This is a genomic window from Xanthomonas sp. NCPPB 3174 (genome assembly GCF_056725205.1).
In genome coordinates, this window is the sequence record NZ_CM161517.1 from 958,134 (window position 1) to 975,408 (window position 17,275).

General features: G+C 68.9%; 16 protein-coding genes. 10 read left to right on the forward strand and 6 right to left on the reverse strand.

Annotated elements, in window-relative coordinates:
- Nucleotides 1–54: 54 nt before the first annotated feature.
- The 3 genes from AC1PK7_RS04310 to typA form a co-directional block, all read right to left on the reverse strand.
- Nucleotides 55–2,082, reverse strand: a complete 2,028-nt coding sequence (locus tag AC1PK7_RS04310; RefSeq protein ID WP_481099967.1) for a ricin-type beta-trefoil lectin domain protein — start codon at nucleotides 2,080–2,082, stop codon at nucleotides 55–57.
- A gap of 463 nt (nucleotides 2,083–2,545) precedes the next feature.
- A complete protein-coding gene (locus AC1PK7_RS04315) occupies nucleotides 2,546–3,028 on the reverse strand; it encodes a DUF2127 domain-containing protein (protein WP_481099968.1) in 483 nt (160 codons plus the stop codon).
- A 16-nt stretch (nucleotides 3,029–3,044) separates the two neighbouring features.
- On the reverse strand, nucleotides 3,045–4,874 hold the full coding sequence (gene typA, locus AC1PK7_RS04320; protein ID WP_010340464.1) for a translational GTPase TypA: 1,830 nt from the start codon (nucleotides 4,872–4,874) through the stop codon (nucleotides 3,045–3,047).
- 199 nt (nucleotides 4,875–5,073) lie between these two features.
- Here typA and AC1PK7_RS04325 point away from each other — a divergent pair, with 199 nt between their 5' ends.
- From AC1PK7_RS04325 to prpE, 10 genes are all read left to right on the forward strand, one after another.
- Nucleotides 5,074–5,568, forward strand: coding sequence for a peptidylprolyl isomerase (locus tag AC1PK7_RS04325; RefSeq protein ID WP_010340465.1), 495 nt, complete (start codon nucleotides 5,074–5,076; stop codon nucleotides 5,566–5,568).
- A 91-nt stretch (nucleotides 5,569–5,659) separates the two neighbouring features.
- Nucleotides 5,660–6,037, forward strand: coding sequence for a glutaredoxin family protein (locus tag AC1PK7_RS04330; RefSeq protein ID WP_481099969.1), 378 nt, complete (start codon nucleotides 5,660–5,662; stop codon nucleotides 6,035–6,037).
- Between the two features lie 36 nt (nucleotides 6,038–6,073).
- A complete protein-coding gene (locus tag AC1PK7_RS04335; protein WP_152247409.1) occupies nucleotides 6,074–7,060 on the forward strand; it encodes a malate dehydrogenase in 987 nt (328 codons plus the stop codon).
- Nucleotides 7,061–7,129: 69 nt separating this feature from the next.
- Entirely contained in the window at nucleotides 7,130–8,008 is an 879-nt protein-coding gene (locus tag AC1PK7_RS04340; protein WP_481099970.1) for a LysR family transcriptional regulator, read from the forward strand.
- A 78-nt stretch (nucleotides 8,009–8,086) separates the two neighbouring features.
- The gene (gstA, locus tag AC1PK7_RS04345) at nucleotides 8,087–8,707 is read left to right on the forward strand and encodes a glutathione transferase GstA (protein WP_481099971.1); all 621 of its coding nucleotides are present in this window, start codon (nucleotides 8,087–8,089) and stop codon (nucleotides 8,705–8,707) included.
- Between the two features lie 98 nt (nucleotides 8,708–8,805).
- On the forward strand, nucleotides 8,806–11,316 hold the full coding sequence (locus tag AC1PK7_RS04350; RefSeq protein WP_481099972.1) for a S9 family peptidase: 2,511 nt from the start codon (nucleotides 8,806–8,808) through the stop codon (nucleotides 11,314–11,316).
- A gap of 22 nt (nucleotides 11,317–11,338) precedes the next feature.
- Entirely contained in the window at nucleotides 11,339–11,647 is a 309-nt protein-coding gene (locus AC1PK7_RS04355; RefSeq protein ID WP_481099973.1) for a hypothetical protein, read from the forward strand.
- Between the two features lie 70 nt (nucleotides 11,648–11,717).
- Nucleotides 11,718–11,984: a hypothetical protein gene (locus AC1PK7_RS04360; protein ID WP_267097059.1), complete on the forward strand. Its 267-nt coding sequence runs from the start codon at nucleotides 11,718–11,720 to the stop codon at nucleotides 11,982–11,984.
- 61 nt (nucleotides 11,985–12,045) lie between these two features.
- Nucleotides 12,046–12,372 carry a hypothetical protein gene (locus AC1PK7_RS04365; protein ID WP_481099974.1) on the forward strand — a complete coding sequence of 109 codons (327 nt, stop codon included), beginning with the start codon at nucleotides 12,046–12,048 and terminating at the stop codon, nucleotides 12,370–12,372.
- Between the two features lie 128 nt (nucleotides 12,373–12,500).
- The gene (gene prpE, locus AC1PK7_RS04370; protein ID WP_481099975.1) at nucleotides 12,501–14,372 is read left to right on the forward strand and encodes a propionate--CoA ligase; all 1,872 of its coding nucleotides are present in this window, start codon (nucleotides 12,501–12,503) and stop codon (nucleotides 14,370–14,372) included.
- Between the two features lie 48 nt (nucleotides 14,373–14,420).
- On the opposite strand, the gene AC1PK7_RS04375 is transcribed toward prpE, so the two are convergent.
- The 3 genes from AC1PK7_RS04375 to AC1PK7_RS04385 form a co-directional block, all read right to left on the reverse strand.
- Nucleotides 14,421–15,029 (reverse strand): glutathione binding-like protein, encoded by a 609-nt coding sequence (locus AC1PK7_RS04375; RefSeq protein ID WP_481099976.1) that lies wholly within the window; start codon nucleotides 15,027–15,029, stop codon nucleotides 14,421–14,423.
- Nucleotides 15,030–15,151: 122 nt separating this feature from the next.
- A complete protein-coding gene (locus tag AC1PK7_RS04380; protein WP_010340474.1) occupies nucleotides 15,152–15,613 on the reverse strand; it encodes a cell wall hydrolase in 462 nt (153 codons plus the stop codon).
- Between the two features lie 299 nt (nucleotides 15,614–15,912).
- Nucleotides 15,913–17,223, reverse strand: coding sequence for a hypothetical protein (locus AC1PK7_RS04385; RefSeq protein WP_481099977.1), 1,311 nt, complete (start codon nucleotides 17,221–17,223; stop codon nucleotides 15,913–15,915).
- Between the last annotated feature and the right edge of the window lie 52 nt (nucleotides 17,224–17,275).

Sequence of the window (17,275 nt, forward strand, 5' to 3'; positions counted from 1 at the left end):
AGCGCAGGCACCGTGATTCACGAATGCCCGGCCGATGGCCGGGCATTCGCGTGTTCAGTTGGGCTGCACTTCCCAGAGCTGGTTGACGTTGCCCAGGCATTCCCACATCTGCGCGATGGCGCCATTGCGCGCGCCGCCAGCGGAGTCGTCCAGGCACTTGCCGTTCAGGTCGCTGCGGATTTCGCCACGGATCCGCCACGCCTGCGCACTCGTGCCGGTGCAGGCGGCCATGCGCACGACGGTGCCGTTCTGGGCGAGGTTCACCGCTTCCAGGCAGTTGCCGCCGTAGCCGACGATCGACCCGTTCTTGCCGAGCTGCCAGACCTGGTTCTTGGTGCCGGTGCAGTCCCAGATCTGCACCGGTGTCCCGGTGGTCACGCCGAATTCCGCCACGTCCAGGCAGCGTCCGGTCGAGACCCGGATTTCGCCGGTTGCGGGAATGTACGACCAGCGCTGGTTGGCGCCGCCGAGGTTGTCCCAGAGCTGCATCCGCGCGCCGTTGCCCGATCCGGCGGCCACCACGTCCAATACCTTGCCGCCGGTGGCGATGAGCGAGGCATTGGTGAAGCGCCAGCCCTGGTTCTCCGTGTTCAGCGATTGATAGAGCTGGAGCGGCGCACCGTTGGCGCGGCTCACGCCGCTGATGTCGAGGACCTTGTCGGTGCCTTCGCCGCGCAGGCTGCGGCTGCCGCGCTGGAACGACCACTTCTGCTGGCGGAACCCGTTGCAGCTCCAGACCTGGACGGGGGAGGCGTTGTCGGTCGCCCCACCCGCGACGTCGAGGCATTTGCCGGAGGGGCCCATGACCTGGCCGGGCGAACTGGAATCGTCCAGCGGCACCACGGTCTGTCGATATTGCACGACGTTCGGCACCGTGGTGAGGAAGGCGCGGGCGTTGTCGGCCTGGTCCTGCACACCGCAGGGTTGCCCGTTGCAGGTGGTGATCGACGGCGACGAGTACACCAGGATCTCGCTTTGCCCGTTGATCGCGTAGGCCATCGTGGTGTGGAAGCTGCCCACGTCGTTGCGATGGCCGAAATTGAAGCCCGGTTCCTGGCCGGTTTCGTGCTGGTGGCCGGAGCCGAGCAGGTGGCCGAACTCATGGGCGAGGGTGCCACGGGTGCAGTAGTAGCCGCCGTCCACGCCATCGGAGATCACCGCGTAGCCCCAGCGCGAATCGGTGCCGCCGGATTGCCAGGCGACACCGCAACTCTGCTGGGCACCATTGAAGCGCCGCACCAGGCCGACCATGTCGGCGCCGAGGCGATCGCGCGCATCGTGCAGCGGCACCAGCGCCGCGGCGGTGGCCTGGCCGACGCCGGTGAGTTCGTTGAGGGTGCCGTCGTTGAGCGTGTTGTCGGGATAGCTCACCTGTACGGTCCCGACCAGCCGGTAGCGCACATTGATGTTGGCGTTGGCGAAGGACAGGTTCGCCGTCTCCACCAGATTGGTGAGCACCGTGTCGATCGCCGTGATGCCGCCGCGATAGTCGCGATAGCCGGGCGTATAGCCGAGCAGCACGTCGATCGTGTTGGTCGAGGTGCTGCCCGCCTGCGCGTTGACCTGCGCCAGGCTGCTGTACCCGGCGATATAGCCCTGCGCAGTGTCGCCCGCGGGCAGTTGGATGACCGCATCGGCGAGCTTCCGCCCATCGGTGCGGCTGCCGGCGGAATGCAGGTCGGCGCTGACGGCTGCCATGATGTAGGGCTTGCCTTCGATCGTGGTGAGCTGGTAGGTCATGCCATCGATGGTGCCCAGCGATCCGAACACCGCGTCCTTGCCGAAGCTGATGACCGCTTCATTGCCCACCGGTTGGCCGTCCACCCGCCCGACCCAGGTCCAGATGCCGCCCTTGGCGTCGCGCCTGCTCAGATAGCTGATTTGCAGGGTCTTTCCGTCGGGCGTCGGCAACGTCATCGTGCCGTCGACGCTGGCCTTGATGGCATGCGCCTCGCTGACGGTGATCGGGTACAGGGCGAACGCGCCGTCGTGTCCGGTCGGGGTGCGGCTGGTATAGCGGATCAGGGCACCGCTGTCTTTCGCATCGAACAGGGCGGCGTGCTGTACGGCGGCCGCAGCCATGGCGGGCGTGCCTGCAGCCAGGGCCGTCAGCTGCTGCCTTGCCCCGTTGGACCCCGCGGTGCCCTTGTCGCCGACCGCACTGCCGCAGGCGCTCAAGCCCGCGCACAACAGTGCCGCCACACTCCACCCCATCGCTTCTGCGAACCGCATTGGAATCCCCCTGTGCCAGTTTCCGCCATCGGCCGGCTGGCCGTCATGGCACGCGTTCCGGACGCGCCCAAACTACGCCAAAACAGCATCGGCAAGTGCGGTCGATTCTGTAGACGAATGAACGCTTTAGCGCAGTGGGAATCGCATTGCGTGAAATGCGTCCATGCGCAGCGTGATGGGCATTAGGGAATCGTGGCGGCCGGCCTGGTGCCAGGCAACATCCAGGCGTTGGGCCAGATCAGGGTAGCGATGCGCTGTGTCGAGCGACACGCTGCGGTAGCGGCGTCCCGTCTCTTGCATCGGGCAATGCGGCTCAGGCCGGAGGATGCCGGCGGCGCCGCACCAGGTCGCGGGCGAGGATGCCCACCACGGCGAGGTTGATCGCCAGCACCGCCCACGACGCCCAGCCGGGGTGGCGCACGATCGCGTAGACGTCGAACGGCAGGTAGATGGCCGCGGAGACGCAGCCCAGCAGCGAGGCCCAGGCCTTGGCGCGCCACAGGCCCCAGGCCTCGATGAGGTGCAGCACGCCGTAGGCGAGCATGCCGGCGGCGGCCAGGTGTACCGCGCCGGGGTTGATCATGGTCAGCAGCGAGGGCAGGGCACCGTGGTCCGGGTCCAGGCTGAAGCGCACGATCAACTTGTCCACCCCCGCGCGCAGCGGGGCCGGACCCATCAGTTCCAGCCCCGTGGCCGCCAACACCGCGAGCAGGCCCTTGCCGGCCTCCAGCAGTGCGATCAGGTGCAGGCCCGGATGCGCGTGCGGATCCGGGTTGTACGCCTTGTCGGCGGCCATGGGCGTGCGCTGCCGCTTAGCCCGCGCGACCGGCGCGCTTGCGCTCGTTTTCGGTCAGGTGCTTCTTGCGCAAGCGGATCTCCTTCGGGGTGACTTCGACCAGTTCGTCGTCCTCGATGAAGTCCAGCGCCTGCTCCAGCGTGTACTTGATCGCCGGGGTCAGCTTGATCGCATCGTCCTTGCCCGAGGCACGCATGTTGGTCAGCGGCTTGGTCTTGATCGCGTTGACGGTCAGGTCGTTGTCCTTGGAGTGGATGCCGACCAGCTGCCCTTCATACACGTTGTCGCCTTCGGCGGCAAACAGGCGGCCGCGCTCTTCCAGCGGGCCCAGCGCGTAGGCGGGAGTGGCGCCCGGCGCGTTGGCGATCATCACGCCGTTCTGGCGCTTGGCGATGGCGCCCTGTTCCTTCGGGCCGTAGTGGTCGAACACGTGGAACAGCAGGCCCGAACCCTGGGTCAGGGTGCGGAACTCGTTCTGGAAGCCGATCAGGCCACGCGCCGGGATCATGTAGTCCAGGCGCACGCGGCCCTTGCCATCCGGCTCCATGTTCTTGAGCTGGCCCTTGCGGATGCCCAGCTTTTCCATCACGCCGCCCTGGTGCTGCTCCTCGATGTCCACCACCAACTGCTCGACCGGCTCCATCAACTGCCCGTCGATCTCCTTGATGATGACTTCCGGGCGCGACACGGCCAGTTCGAAGCCCTCGCGGCGCATGTTCTCGATCAGCACCGACAGGTGCAGTTCGCCGCGGCCGGAGACCAGGAACTTGTCGGCGTCTTCCAGCTGCTGCACCTTCAGCGCCACGTTGTGCACGGTCTCGCGCTCCAGCCGGTCCTTGAGCTGGCGGCTGGTCAGGAACTTGCCGCCGGACAGGTCCTTGTTGCCGGCGAACGGCGAGTTGTTGACCTGGAAGGTCATCGAGATGGTCGGCTCGTCCACGGTCAGCGGCGGCAGCGCCTCGGGGGCTTCCAGCGCGCAGACGGTGTCGGAGATGGTCAGCTCCTGGATGCCGGAGATGGCGACGATGTCGCCGGCCTGCGCGCTGTCCTGCTCGATGCGCTCCAGGCCCAGGAAGCCCAGCACCTGCAGCACCTTGCCCTGGCGCTTCTTGCCTTCGCGGTCGATCACCGCCACCGGCATGTTCTTCTTCAGCACGCCGCGCTGGATGCGGCCGATGCCGATCACGCCGACGAAGTTGTTGTAGTCCAGCTGGCTGATGCGCATCTGGAACGGACCGTCCGGGTCCACGTCCGGCTTCGGCGCGTGCTGCATGATCGCTTCGTACAGCGGGGTCATGTCGCCGTCGCGCACGCTGTCGTCCAGCGAGGCGTAGCCGTTCAGCGCCGAGGTGTAGACGATCGGGAAGTCGAGCTGCTCGTTGGTCGCGCCGAGCTTGTCGAACAGGTCGAACACCTGGTCGATCACCCAGTCCGGGCGCGCGCCGGGGCGGTCGATCTTGTTGACCACCACGATCGGCTTGAAGCCCATCGCGAACGCCTTCTGGGTCACGAAGCGGGTCTGCGGCATCGGGCCGTCCATCGCGTCGACCAGGATCAGCACGGTGTCCACCATCGACAGCACGCGCTCCACCTCGCCGCCGAAGTCGGCGTGTCCGGGGGTGTCGACGATGTTGATGCGGTTGCCCTGCCAGGTGATGGCGGTGTTCTTGGCCAGGATGGTGATGCCGCGTTCCTTTTCCTGGTCGTTGCTGTCCATCACGCGCTCGGCCAGCACCGTGCGCTCGGACAGGGTGCCGGACTGCTTCAGCAGGCAGTCGACGAGGGTGGTCTTGCCGTGGTCGACGTGGGCGACGATGGCGATATTGCGAAGATTTTCGATGGACATGCGAAAGGGGGCCAGCCGGCGCCAGGAGGAAGGAAAGGAAGCCACCTAGTATACCCGGATCCCGTGGCGCCTGCCGGCGCCCGGCGGCGGTGGGCCGGGCGGGCCCGTTCAGGCGCCGGCGGCGGGCGCGGGCGAAGCCTGAACAAGGCGCCGTGTATCCTATGCGCCCCTCATGACGCTCCCGTTTCCAAGGAATCCCATGTCCCTGATCGCCCATTTCGACACCGCCCGCGGCCCGATCAAGATCGAGCTGTATCCCGACAAGGCCCCGCTGACCGTGGCCAACTTCGTGAACCTGGCCAAGCGCGGCTTCTACGACGGGCTGAACTTCCACCGCGTGATCGCCGACTTCATGATCCAGGGTGGTTGCCCGGAAGGCTCCGGCCGCGGCGGCCCGGGCTACCGCTTCGAGGACGAGACCAACAACGGCGTGCGCCACGAGCGCGGCGTGCTGTCCATGGCCAATGCCGGCCCCAGCACCAACGGCAGCCAGTTCTTCATCACCCACACCGCCACCCCGTGGCTGGACGGCAAGCACACCGTGTTCGGCAAGGTGCTCGAGGGTCTGGATGTGGTCGACAGCGTCGCCCAGGGCGACGTGATCAACAAGATCACCATCGAAGGCGACGCCGACGCGGTGCTGGCGGCCAAGGCCGACCGCGTCGCCGAGTGGAACCGCACCCTCGACGCCTGATCCGGCGCTGTCCGCGCGACCGGTCCTGCGGCCGGGCGCGCGGAGCCTGCGTGCTACCATTTTCCCGATTGATTGCCGCACCCGACCGCCGATGACGATGCGCCCCCTTGTGTTGTGCCTGCTGCTGCTCGTTATCGGCAGCGGCGTGCATGCCTGGTGGCGCAGCGCGGACCCGGCGCCGTCGGCCGCACTGGCCGCGGGCGACCCGCGGCGGCTGACCGGCGACGACGGCATCGTCATGCTCGCCGCCGACTGGTGCGGCTACTGCCGCCGGCAACAGGCCGATTTCGCCCGCGCCCAGGTCCGCTACACGGTCCTGGACGTGGAGCAGGAGGCCGGCCGCCAGGCCGCCGCCGCGCTGGGCCTGGAAGGCGTGCCGATCACCGTGATCGGCCAGCACGTGGTCGAAGGCTACGACACCGCCGCCCTGGACCTGCACCTGCAGCAGCTGGGCTATCGCGTCTACTGATCCACCCCACCCACTTTCTTAGCAGAGGAATCCCCCATGAAAGCACCCGTTCGTGTTGCCGTGACCGGCGCCGCCGGCCAGATCGGTTATGCCCTGCTGTTCCGCATCGCCTCCGGCGAAATGCTGGGCAAGGACCAGCCGGTGATCCTGCAGTTGCTGGAACTGCCGATGGAGAAGGCCCAGGCCGCGCTGAAGGGCGTGATGATGGAGCTGGAAGACTGCGCGTTCCCGCTGCTGGCCGGCATGGTCGGCACCGACGACGCCGAAGTGGCGTTCAAGGACGCCGACATCGCCCTGCTGGTCGGCGCGCGTCCGCGCGGCCCGGGCATGGAGCGCAAGGACCTGCTACTGGAGAACGCCAAGATCTTCACCGCGCAGGGCGCGGCGCTGAACAAGGTGGCCAAGCGCGACGTCAAGGTGCTGGTGGTCGGCAACCCGGCCAACACCAACGCCTACATCGCCATGAAGTCGGCGCCGGACCTGAACCCGAAGAACTTCACCGCGATGCTGCGCCTGGACCACAACCGCGCGCTGAGCCAGCTCTCGCTCAAGCTCGGCAAGCCGGTCGGCGGCATCGAGAAGCTGGTGGTGTGGGGCAACCACAGCCCGACCATGTACCCGGACTACCGCTTCGCCACCGCCGACGGCGCCTCCATCGCCGACGCGATCAACGACCAGGAATGGAATGCCGGCACCTTCATCCCGACCGTGGGCAAGCGCGGCGCGGCGATCATCGAAGCGCGCGGCCTGTCCTCGGCCGCCTCGGCCGCCAACGCCGCCATTGACCACGTGCGCGACTGGGTGCTGGGCAGCAACGGCAAGTGGGTGACGATGGGCGTGCCGTCCGACGGCTCCTACGGCATCCCGGAAGGCGTGATCTTCGGGTTCCCGGTCACCACCGAGAACGGCAGCTACACCATCGTCAAGGATCTGCCGATCGACGACTTCAGCCAGAAGTACGTCGACAAGACCCTGGCCGAGCTGGAAGAAGAGCGCAGCGGCGTGGCCCACCTGCTGGGCTGATCGCCAACGCGATCGCGTCGTCACGGAACGCCGGGCACCGCCCGGCGTTTCGCGTTCTGGGAGCCCGACATGATGAATCTGATCCACTGGCGGCTGTACGTCGCCGTCGTCGAGTGCGGCAGCATCAGCGCTGCCGCCGCGCGCTGCGGCATCACCCAGTCCGGCGCCAGCCAGGCCATCGCGCAGATGGAACACGTGCTGGGCGCGGCGCTGCTGCTGCGCGAGCGCGGGCGGGTCCGACCGACCCCGTTCGGGATGCAGGCGCTGGCGCATGCGCGGGCGATGCTGGCCGAACTGGGGCAGATCCAGGCCCTGGCCAGGGCGGAGCGTGCACCGGGGGCGGCCTCGCTGCGGGTGGCCGGCTTCGCCTCGTCGCGGCCGTGGCTGGCGCCGCGCCTGCGCGCGTTCGAGCGGGCGCATCCGGATGCCAGCGTGGTCTGGCTGGAAGGCAGCGACGAGGAGGTCGAGGCCTGGCTGGCGGCGGGCACGGTCGACCTGGGCGTGGTGCTGGATCCGGCGCCGGAGCGCGACGCCACGGTGTTCGGCCGCGATGAATGGCTGGCGGTGCTGCCGCCGGCGCTGGCGCGTCCGCAGGCGCGCGACATCGCCCTGGCGGAACTGCTGGCGCTGCCGTTCGTGCTGGCCACCGGCGGCTGCTGGCTGCACGCGCAGCGCCTGGCCGAACGCGCCGGGCTGGCGATTGCCGACCTGCGCCTGCAGGTGCGCGACTGGTCCAGCGCCTGGGCGCTGGTGCGCGATGGCGCGGGCGCCAGCCTGCTGCCGGCGTCGGTGCTGCCGGCCGAGCGCGACGGCGTGCAGGTGCTGCCCTTGCAGCCGCGGCTGCAGCGCCGCTTCGCGTTGGTCGCCGCTGCGCAACCGGCACCGGCCGCGCTGCAGTTGCGCGCGTTCCTGGAACAGGCCATCAGCGGCGCTACTGACCCGCACTGACATTCTTGTTTCTCTACAGGCCGCCATGCCGCGCACACTGCGCGCGCCGACTGTCCGGCGCCCCTGCGAGACGTTCCGATGCTCCTCTATGCCGCTCCTGGCGCCTGTTCCCTGGCGCCGCACATCGTGCTGCGCGAACTGCAGCTGCCGTTCCGGCTGGTGCGCGTGGACCGCCGCAGCAAGCGCACCGACGAGGGCGGGGATTACCTCGCGATCAACCCCAAGGGCTACGTGGCGGCGCTGCAACTGGACGACGGCCAGGTGCTGACCGAAGGGCCGGCGATCCTGCTGTACCTGGCCGATCGCTGTCCGCAGGCGGCGCTGGCGCCACCCGCACCCGCAGACGCGTTGCCGCGCTATCGCCTGTACGAGTGGCTGGCCTTCATCAACAGCGAACTGCATGCCGGCAGCGTGCCGCTGTTCGATGCCGCGCTGGCGCCGGAGCGGCGCACCGCGGTCGCCGCCCGGCTGCTGCAGCGCTATGCCCATGCCGAGGCGGCGCTGCGCACGCAGCCGTACCTGCTGGGCGAGCGCTTCGGCGTGGCCGATGCCTATCTGTTCACCGTACTCGGCTGGCTGCCGCGGTTCGGCCTGTCGCTGGACAGGTACCCGGCGTTGGCCGCCTACCTCGCACGCATCGCGCAGCGTCCCAGCGTGGTCGCGGCGCTGGCCGCCGAGCAGACGTTGGCGCCGGCCTGAGCGCGGCGCGCGGGCGGGCAGGCCATGACCTTCGGCGCTCGGCCGCGGCGCGGCGGCCGTGCTAGGTTGCCGGGGTCATTCGAAAGGGGATTTCGACAATGCTCATGCCGTTCCGCTGGATCGGCGTGCTGGCGCTCGCCAGTGCGTTGCCCGCTACCGCCCATGCCGCCGCCGACAGCGGGTATCGGCAACCGCCCGAGCCGCTGCTCGGCGTGATGCGCGCCCCGCTCAATCCGTCGCCGCGGCTGGATCCGACCGGCCGCACCCTGTTGCTGGTGGAACGCCAGGCCTACCCGCCGATCGCGCGCGTCGCCGAGCCGTACCTGAAGCTGGCCGGGGTGCGCGTGGAACCGCGCACCCATGCCCGCCACGACATGTCCAACGGTTACGGCATCCGCGCCTGCCTGGACGGCTTCAGCCTGGTCGACGTGGCCAGCGGCAAGCAGACCGCGGTGACCCTGCCGGCCGGCGCCTGCCCGGCGCAGCCGGTGTGGTCGCCGGACGGGCGCCGCTTCGCCTTCAACAACACCGCGGCCGACCGCGTCGAGCTGTGGCTGGGCGACGTCGCCACCGGTGCGGTGCGCCGCATCGACGGCGTGCAGCTCAATCCGGTGCTGGGCGGCGAGATCCAGTGGCTGGGCGGCAGCGACACGCTGCTGGTGCGTGCGGTGCCGCAGGATCTGGGGCCGGCGCCGGTGAAGGCGGCGGTGCCGCCGGGGCCGGAGGTGAAGGAAGCGATCCGCGGCAAGGGCGAGAGCAGCACCTACGAGGCCCGCGACACCCTGTCCAGCCCGGAGGACGAGGCGCAGTTCACCTACTACGCCACCTCGCAACTGGTCACCGTGGACGCCGCCAGTGGCAAGCTGCGCACGGTCGGCAAGCCGGCGGTGTACTCGGTGGTCGACGGTGCGCCGGACGGCCGCCACGTGCGCGTGGAGCGCTTGCAGCGCCCGTATTCCTACGTCACCACCTACGGCCGCTTCGCCCACGACGTGGCGGTGCTGGATCTGGCCGACGGCAGCGAGCGGGTGCTGGCGAACCTGCCGGTGGCCGACCGGGTGCCGGTGCACGGGGTGCCGACCGGGCCGCGCGCCTACAGCTGGCGCGCCAATCAGCCGGCGACGCTGGTGTGGGCCGAGGCGCTGGACGGCGGCGACTGGAAGACGAGCGTTCCTGCCCGCGACAAGCTGCTGACCCTGGCGGCGCCGTTCACCGGCAAGCCGCGCGAACTGGCCAAGGTGACCCAGCGCTACGCCGGCCTGAGCTGGTTCGCGCAGGGTGGCCAGGTGCTGCTGGACGAGGACGACGAGAACCGCCATTGGCGCCGCACTACGCTGCTCGACGCCGACCGCCCCGGCAGTGCCGGGCGGGTGCTGTTCGACCTGTCCACGGACGACCTTTACGCCGATCCCGGCACGCCCGAGCTGCGCCGCCTGGCCAACGGCGAGTACGTGCTGCGCGAGGACAACGGTGCGCTGTTCCTGAGCGGGCAGGGCGCGACTCCGGCCGGCGACCGGCCGTTCCTGGACCGCTACGACCTGGCGAGCGGCAAGACCCAGCGCCTGTTCCGCAGCGGCACCGACGTGGACGAGGCCTTCGCCGGGTTCGCCGGCGACGACACCACCCGCCTGCTCACCTGGAGGCAGTCGCCGAGCGACCCGCCGAACGTGTACCTGCGCACGCTGGGCCAGCCGCAACCGGCCGCGGCAGTCGGCGAGGCGGTGGTCGCCTCCACCCTGGCGCCGGTGACCCGCTTCCCCGACCCGACTCCGGTGGTACGGCAGATCAAGAAGCGCCTGGTGACCTACAAGCGCAAGGACGGCGTGGAGTTGTCCTTCACCCTGTACACGCCGCCCGGCTACAAGGAAGGCACGCGGGTGCCGGCGATCCTCTACGCCTATCCGCTGGACTACGCCGATGCGTCCAAGGCCGGCCAGGTCAGCGGCGCCAACGACCGCGACTTCACCCGCCTGCATTCCTATCAGCTGCTGTTGCTGGCGGGTTACGCGATCATCGACGATGCCGCATTCCCGATCGTCGGCGACCCCAAGACCGCCTACGACACCTATCTGCAGCAGCTGGTCGACAACGCCCAGGCGGCGGTGGACAAGGCGGTGGAGTTGGGCGTGGTCGACCGCGACCGCATCGGCGTCACCGGGCACAGCCACGGCGCGCTGATGGCAGCCAACCTGCTGGCGCACACCGACCTGTTCCGCGCCGGCGTGGCCACCAGCGGCAGCTACAACAAGACCCTGACCCCGTTCGGCTTCCAGAACGAGCGGCGGTCGTTCTGGGCCGCGCCGGAGGTATATGCGCAGGCCTCGGCGTTCTTCCACGCCGACAAGATCAACGAACCGCTGCTGCTGGTGCACGGCATGGACGACGCCAACCCCGGCACCGAGACCACCCAGGCCCCGCGCATGTTCCAGGCCATCCGCGGCCTCGGCGGCACCGCGCGGCTGGTGCTGCTGCCGTTCGAACCGCACTGGTACACCGCGCGCGAGTCCAACGAGGACGTGGTGGCGGAAATGCTGGAGTGGTTCGACCGCTACGTGAAGCAGGCGCCGCCGCGTGCGGCGGCGGAGACCGCGGCGGCACAGAAGCAATAACGCGACGACCTGGGAGCGCACGATGAAATTGCGTTTTCTTTGCGCGCCAGTGCTGCTGGCGCTCACCGCATGCGGCGCCGTCGACACGGTGAAGAATGCGTACGCGCATTCGCAGGAAGTGGCGGCCGACCTGGAGAAATCGGTCGGCAGCAAGCCCGCGGTCGGCTTCAACTGGGCGAACGGCTCGCTGGTCCAGGTTACGGTCAACTTCCAGGGCGTGCCGCACAAGCCGCTGGCGCAGATCGTGCAACTCAGCAAGGATTCGGTCGCCACGCGCTTCGAGCAGGCGCCTGGGAATGTGGTGGTGACGTTTACGGTGCCGGGGAAGTAGGTCCGTCTCCGGCGATTCGTCCAGCCGACGCCGCGTTGCGGCGCGGCTAGATCCAGGCGTGAGGCGAGCCATGTCCAGTCCCTGCTACCCCGGTACAACGACACCTGTTCGTCGTGGCGACCTGGTCAAGTGGCGCAATGACGAACGTCCGTCGCGAGTGCTCTTTGTCATCAGCACCGACGACTTTCCACCCGAAGAAGACGTCGCATCAAGAGCGTGGTTCCGGTCGGAGTTCGGCGAAGGCATCATGATCGACACGCCGACCGCGGGTTGGGTGCTCGAATCGGAAGACTGTGCGAACCTGGAATTGGTGCATGCGGTCGATGAGCGCGCCTGACGAAGCGCGCCCGAGCCGAGGTGTCTCGCAGCAATGGTGAATCGTGGTGAAGGAACTTTGCATGCATCGCACTGATGACGCGGTTGAGATCGAGCGACTTGTCAACGTGTTGGTCCCAGAAGGGTATTTCGCATACTGCAGGTGGGATGGCACGGTGCCGCTCTTGTTCGCGCTCGGCGAAAAGAAGACGCACTCGGTGGATGTGCGGCGTCGTGAGCGGCACGTGGCCGTGCATTACTGGTTCGGGTATCCCGACGACGACTTCATTCGCGAAGAACGATTCCAGACCTTCGCCGAGACGCTGGCGCCGGTGAGGGCTTGGCTCGCCAGGGATCCAGGGATACCCCGAGCTGACACGGCGTCGCGGCAGCTTCGTTCAAGGGTTTGACAGCGCGCGCTGCGCTGGAGCTGGATCCGCGTTGTCCGTCTAGGCCCCGTTCGACCAAGGTCGGAACGACGCCCTCCCCGCCGAAGGACTATGCTCGGAGCCGGTGCACCGGCCTTGGGAGGGGCGGCATGGACTACGCGACGCTGTACCGACGTTCGATCGAGCGGCCCGAAGAGTTTTGGGCCGAGCAGGCCAGGGCGATCCACTGGGAGCGCCTGCCGCAGACGATCCTGGAGTACGACACGCCGCCGTTCCGGCGCTGGTTCGCGGGCGGCCTGACCAACCTGTGCCACAACGCGGTCGACCGGCACCTGCCGGCGCGCGCCGCGCAGTTGGCGCTGGTCGCGGTGTCCAGCGAAACCGGGCAGACCCAGGAAATCACCTATGCGCAGCTGCACCGCGAGGTCAACGCCTTTGCCGCGGTGTTGCAGCGGCTGGACGTGCAGCGCGGCGACCGCGTGGTCATCTACATGCCGAACATGGCCGAGGCGGTGTACGCGATGCTGGCCTGCGCGCGCATCGGCGCGGTGCACTCGGTGGTGTTCGGCGGCTTCGCCGCGCACAACCTGGCGCTGCGCATCGACGATGCGCGGCCCAAGCTGCTGATCGCCGCCGACGCCGGCAGCCGCGGCGGCAAGCGCATTCCCTACAAGCCGCTGGTCGATGCGGCGTGCGCCGAAGCCAGCGCGCCGCCGCCGAAGGTGCTGATCGTCTCGCGCGGGCTGGATCCGGCGCAGCCGCGCGTGCCCGGGCGCGACGTCGACTACGCCGAGTTGCGTGCCGACGTCGGCGATGCGCAGGTGCCGGTGGTGTGGCTGGAATCCAACGAACCCAGCTACCTGTTGTACACCTCCGGCACCACCGGCAAGCCGAAGGGCGTGCAGCGCGATGTCGGCGGGCATGCGGTGGCGCTGGCGCTGTCGATGCGCACGGTGTTCGACTGCGGCCCCGGGCAGGCCATGTTCTCCACCTCCGACGTGGGCTGGGCGGTGGGGCATTCGTACAACGTGTACGGTCCGCTGATCGTCGGTGCGACCTCGCTGTTGTACGAAGGCCTGCCGGTGCAGCCGGATCCGGGTGTGTGGTGGGCGCTGTGCGAGAAGTACCGGGTGCGCACCATGTTTTCCTCGCCCACCGCGATCCGCGTGCTGAAGAAACATCCGGCGCGCTACCTGCGCGAGCGCGACCTGAGCGCGCTGCGCTATCTGTTCCTGGCCGGCGAGCCGCTGGACGAGCCGACCGCGCTGTGGATCGGCGAGGCGCTGGGCAAGCCGGTGATCGACAACTACTGGCAGACCGAGACCGGCTGGCCGGTGCTGACCCTGCTGCCGGGCGTCGAACTGCGGCCGGTCAAGCCGGGATCGCCGGGCTTTCCCAATCTCGGCTATCGCACGCGTATCGTCGACGAACACGGCGTGGAGGTGCCGGCCGGGCGCAAGGGCGTGCTGGTGATCGAGCCGCCGTTGCCGCCGGGCTGCATGACCACGGTGTGGAACGACGACGCGCGCTTCCTGCGCAGCTACTTCAGCCACTTCGACACGCTGCTGTACAGCTCGCTGGACTGGGCGATCCGCGACGAGGACGGCTACACCTTCATCCTCGGCCGCACCGACGACGTGATCAACGTCGCCGGGCATCGGCTGGGCACGCGCGAGATCGAGGAAGCCATCGCCGGCCACGCCGACGTGGCCGAAGTGGCGGTGATCGGCATGCACGACGAGTTGAAGGGGCAGGTGCCGGTGGTGTTCGCGACGCTGAAGCAGGCTGCGCCGGATGCCGCGGCGGTGGTCGAGGAACTGCGCCAGTGCGTGGTGCAGCGTCTTGGCGCGGTGGCGCGTCCGGCGCAGGTGTATCTGGTGCAGGCACTGCCGAAGACGCGCTCGGGAAAGCTGTTGCGGCGTTCGTTGCAGGCGCTGGCCGAGCAGCGCGATCCTGGCGATCTGTCGACGCTGGACGATCCCAGCGCGCTGGAGGAGATCCGTCGCGCCTTGCGCAGTTGACGTCGACGTGCGACGCCGGCGCAGACGCGCCGGCGTTCGCAGCGCCGATCAGCTCAGCTCTTCGGCCTGCAGCGCCGCCTGCACCTGCGGGTCCGCGGACATGCGTTCGAAATGCAGCTGCAGATTGGGTCCGAGCGCGATCTGCTGCGCGCGCGCCCAGCGCAGGGTGACGAACAGGTACGCATCGGCGATGGAACGGCGCGCGCCGCCCAGCCAGGTCTGCTGTTCCAGCGCAGCTTCCACGCGCGCGTACAGCGTGCGCACGCGTTCGCGCGCATGTTCCTGGGTGCGGGCGATCACCGCGGCATCGTCGAGATAGCGGGTGCTGCCGAACAGCGGATGGAACGCGGGATGCAGATCGGCGTTGAGGAAGGCCAGCCAGCGCTGCACTTCGGCGCGACTGCGCGGGCTGCCGTCGCCGGTCAGGTGTGCGTCGGGCGCGAGGTCGGCGATGTAGTTGAGGATCGCCGAGTTCTGGGTGAGCACCCAGTCGTCCATCTGCAGCGCGGGCACCGCGCCGGCCGGATTGATCGCCAGATACGCGGGCCCCTTCATCGCGGCGGCGTCGAGCAGCTTCAGTTCGAACGGCAATCCGGCCCAGCGCAGCGCGATGTGATCGGCCAGCGAACAGGCGCCGGGCTTGGAATAGAGTTTCATGGCAGGCAGTTCCGCATCAGTCAGGACGGCAGAGCGTACCTGCTGCGCGGGGCGCTTGGCGATCAACGCGCCATGCATGGCACGCGGGAGCCTGCGTCAGGACATGCCTGCGCGGTGAACGCTTACGACGCGTTGCGCGGGCGCAGCTTCTGCACGCGATAGAACGTGTGGTCGCCGATGGTCGCGACCTGGTAGGCATTGCGCCAGCTCGGGCTGGCGATCGCGTGCGCGGCGAAGTGGCTGGCGCCGGGCACGATCTCCTTGCGCTGGCCCTGCGGCAACGCCCAGTTGCGCTCGGCGTCGAAGGAGACCTTGACCGCATCGGCCCAGGCGTCGTCGTTCTTCAGTTCCGTTCCCGGCTTCACCAGGCCCGGCGCGAACTGCTTGCGTGCGGTGACCACCTCGCACATGGAATCGCCCCACAGGCCGCTGTCCAGGCGGCGCAGTGCGACTTCGGCGACGGCTTGTTGTCCGCGCAGGGTTTGGTCGCGCGCTTCCAGGTACACGGTGGTGCTGAGGCAAAGCGAATCGGCAGCGGGTTGCGGCAACAATTGCGACAGCCAGAGAATCCAGGCCAGTTTCATCGTACTCCTTGCTCCGTATGGGCCGTGGTCGTGGCGCTGCGCCGGAGTGGCGCGGCAAGCGATGCGGCTTGGCGTCATGGGGAGGCGGCCTGTCACGGGCCGCCCGGGTGCCGGCAATCTGAAGTCCGGCGGGACCCGCCAAGATGGGCGGATCGGAAGAGGGGCGCACAATAGGCGCCGCTTCCCGAATCGCAACTGAACCCCGTCCCTTGACAGGGTTCACATCTCGCTTTGCGGCAATGCCGTCGCGTCTGGCTGCGCGACGGCATGGTGCAGTGCCGCAACGGAGGACATCACACTCAGGAAAATTGTTTGCGCTGCATCAGCATCGCGTACACCTTCACCACCGGATCGGCGTGTCCGCTCAATTGCGCCAGGCGTTGGTCGCGATCGGGCCAGCGTTGTGCCTGCTCCGCGACTACGCGCAGATCGCCGAACCAGGTGTCGTGATCGCGTGCGTAGTAGGGGCCGCTCAGCAACGCGGCAAGCAGGCGCATGCCGCGGTCGCGCGCCGCGCCGGCCGGCGCGTACTCGAGATAGCGCAGCAGCTCGCGCAGGCGCGCGCGCTGCACGCGGCCGCTGTCGTCGCTGGCTGCGGCCTGCTGCAGCGCGCCGCGGTCGAGCTGGTCGAGGAATTCCACTGACGCTTTTTCGATGGCGGCATCGCCTGCACTGGCGGTGGGGTCCAGCAATTGCGCGCGGATGTTGTAGCCCGCCTGGCGGATCAACGAAATCGCATCCGCATCGACCGTCATCGCGGGCACCGGCGGCGCCGGCATGATGCGTTCGGCCGGCACGTCGGCGACGAAGCGCTGCTCCAGCAGCCAATGGTCGCCGAGCACGCTGGACGCACAGCGGGTCTGCGCCAGATGCGCGGCGACATAACCGCGGTAGGCGCCATGCAGGCGCTCGCGCAGCGCAGGGTCGGACACTTGTTGCAGCAGCAGTGGCATGTCGCCGGCCACGCTCAGCTCGGTGGCAGTGAAACCGGCATCGTCGCCGCGGATGCGCTCGAACATGCGCACCAGGCTGTCGGCGAGCTGTGCCTGTCCGGCGCTGTCCAGCGGCGCAGCGGCGAGCGCCATCTTCAGCGCCGGGGCGGTGTCGGTTTCGTGTTGCGCCGCGTCCACGCGTGCGGCGAGCGCACTGGCGCGCGCTGCCGGTTGTGCCGGCTGCAGTGCGCTGGCCAACGCATAGGTCGGGCTGGGATCGTCGAGATAGTCCGCATCGCAACTGCCAGCGTGCGGCGTCGGCAGCGCGGCGAACAACGCCTGCGCCTGCGCCTGCGCCTGGGTGGCGCGTTGTTCGGCGCGCGTCTGCAGCGTCAGTTGATCCAGGCCGGCGGTGCGCGGCGTCCGCAACTCGTTGTCGCGCTCTTCGTCGATGCTGCCGACGCGGGCCAGGCCAGGCATATGCCGTTGCGCGCGCTCGGCCAGTGCCACGGCCTGTTGTGTCAATCGTTGTGCGGCAGCGGCGCGATCGCCGTCGGCTGGCAGATCGGTGGATGCAGCTAGACGCAGCAGCACATCGGCCTGGAAGTCGGCCGGCAGCGCCTGCGCCGCGGCCAGCACCACGCTGGCGGGTGGCCCGGGCACGGCGCTGCCGTTCACCAAAGCGGCGCCTGTGGGCAACGGGGTCTGCGCGTTTGCTGGGCCGGCGTGC